Origin of the sequence: Flavobacterium caseinilyticum, from assembly GCF_004349085.1 — a bacterium.
GTDB lineage: Bacteria > Bacteroidota > Bacteroidia > Flavobacteriales > Flavobacteriaceae > Flavobacterium > Flavobacterium caseinilyticum.
Genome location: NZ_SMFM01000023.1, coordinates 1 through 2,630, shown reverse-complemented (window position 1 = coordinate 2,630; position 2,630 = coordinate 1). Strand labels below are relative to the sequence as shown.

The following is a 2,630-nucleotide window of genomic DNA, read 5'->3' as shown; positions in this document are numbered from 1 at the left end:
AGAAGGTGATAGCCCTGTATAAGTAAAAGAAGATAACGATAGTGGTATCCTGAGTAGGGCGGGACACGAGAAATCCTGTCTGAATTTGGCGGGACCATCCGCTAAGGCTAAATACTCCTGAGAGACCGATAGTGAACCAGTACCGTGAGGGAAAGGTGAAAAGAACCGTGAATAACGGAGTGAAATAGATCCTGAAACCATACGCTTACAAGCGGTCGGAGCCCTTTCGTGGGGTGACGGCGTGCCTTTTGCATAATGAGCCTACGAGTTAACGTTGCTGGCAAGGATAAGTGGTTAAGCCACGGATCCGTAGCGAAAGCGAGTCTGAATAGGGCGCTTTAGTCAGTAGTGTTAGACGCGAAACCGTGTGATCTACCCATGGGCAGGATGAAGCGCTGGTAACACAGTGTGGAGGTCCGAACCGGTTGACGTTGAAAAGTCTTCGGATGACCTGTGGGTAGGGGTGAAAGGCCAATCAAACTCGGAAATAGCTCGTACTCCCCGAAATGCATTTAGGTGCAGCGTTATGCGTAAAGTTATATAGAGGTAGAGCTACTGATTGGATGCGGGGGCTTCACCGCCTACCAATTCCTGACAAACTCCGAATGCTATATAATGTTTCATAACAGTGAGGGCTTGGGTGCTAAGGTCCAAGTCCGAGAGGGAAAGAACCCAGACCATCAGCTAAGGTCCCCAAATATATACTAAGTTGAAAGAACGAGGTTTGTCTGCCCAGACAGCTAGGATGTTGGCTTGGAAGCAGCCATTCATTTAAAGAGTGCGTAACAGCTCACTAGTCGAGCGGACGAGCATGGATAATAATCGGGCATAAGTATATTACCGAAGCTATGGATTACCTATTTATTTAGGTAGTGGTAGGGGAGCATTCTAACAGGGTTGAAGGTGAGTCGTAAGGCCTGCTGGACTGGTTAGAAAAGAAAATGTAGGCATAAGTAACGATAATGCGGGCGAGAAACCCGCACACCGAAAGACTAAGGTTTCCACAGCTATGCTAATCAGCTGTGGGTTAGTCGGGACCTAAGGCGAACCCGAAAGGGACAGTCGATGGACAACGGGTTAATATTCCCGTACTAGTTATTACTGTGATGGGGTGACGGAGTGATGAAAGCGCCGCGAACTGACGGAATAGTTCGTTGAAGTACCTACCTATAAGACCCGCAGGCAAATCCACGGGTTTTGGGGAAATACGATAGTACTCGGAGTCTTCGGACAAAGAGATAGTGCGCCTAAGGGCTTCCAAGAAAAACCTCTAAACTTCAGGTAATAAGTACCCGTACCGCAAACCGACACAGGTAGTCGAGGAGAGAATCCTAAGGTGCTCGAGAGATTCATGGCTAAGGAATTAGGCAAAATAGACCCGTAACTTCGGGAGAAGGGTCGCCAGCAGCAATGCTGGCCGCAGTGAAGAGGTCCAGGCGACTGTTTATCAAAAACACAGGGCTCTGCAAAATCGTAAGATGAAGTATAGGGCCTGACACCTGCCCGGTGCTGGAAGGTTAAGTGGAGATGTTATCTTCGGAGAAGCATTGAAATGAAGCCCCAGTAAACGGCGGCCGTAACTATAACGGTCCTAAGGTAGCGAAATTCCTTGTCGGGTAAGTTCCGACCTGCACGAATGGTGTAACGATCTGGACACTGTCTCAGCCATGAGCTCGGTGAAATTGTAGTAGCGGTGAAGATGCCGCTTACCCGCAGTGGGACGAAAAGACCCTGTGCACCTTTACTATAGCTTAGTATTGACCTTGGATAAATGATGTGTAGGATAGGTTGGAGACTGTGAAGTGGCGTCGCTAGGCGTTGTGGAGTCATTGTTGAAATACAACCCTTTGTTTATCTGAGGCCTAACCCCGYWATGCGGGGGACATTGCTTGGTGGGTAGTTTGACTGGGGTGGTCGCCTCCAAAAGAGTAACGGAGGCTTCTAAAGGTTCCCTCAGTACGCTTGGTAACCGTGCGTAGAGTGCAATGGCATAAGGGAGCTTGACTGAGAGACATACAGGTCGATCAGGTACGAAAGTAGAGCATAGTGATCCGGTGGTTCCGCATGGAAGGGCCATCGCTCAAAGGATAAAAGGTACGCCGGGGATAACAGGCTGATCTCCCCCAAGAGCTCATATCGACGGGGGGGTTTGGCACCTCGATGTCGGCTCGTCACATCCTGGGGCTGGAGAAGGTCCCAAGGGTTGGGCTGTTCGCCCATTAAAGTGGCACGCGAGCTGGGTTCAGAACGTCGTGAGACAGTTCGGTCTCTATCTACTGTGGGCGCAAGAAATTTGAGTGGATCTGATTCTAGTACGAGAGGACCGAATTGGACAAACCTCTAGTGTATCTGTTGTCACGCCAGTGGCATCGCAGAGTAGCTACGTTTGGAAGGGATAAGCGCTGAAAGCATATAAGCGCGAAACCCACCACAAGATGAGATTTCTTTTAAGGGTCGTGGGAGATGACCACGTTGATAGGCTATAGATGTAAAGGCAGTAATGTCATAGTCGAGTAGTACTAATAACCCGTAAGCTTATGTACGCTTTTCCTGCCGAGCAATCGGCAGGAAGAAACTTTCTTTTATCCTGAATTTATTTCAGGAACTTTAATACTTTTTTCTTTATCTCA

1 rRNA gene is annotated in these 2,630 nt (G+C 48.8%); it reads left to right on the top strand.

Annotated features, from left to right (window positions below):
* Window positions 1-2,543 (top strand): 23S ribosomal RNA (locus tag E0F89_RS16965); the annotation flags it as partial.
* Between the last annotated feature and the right edge of the window lie 87 nt (window positions 2,544-2,630).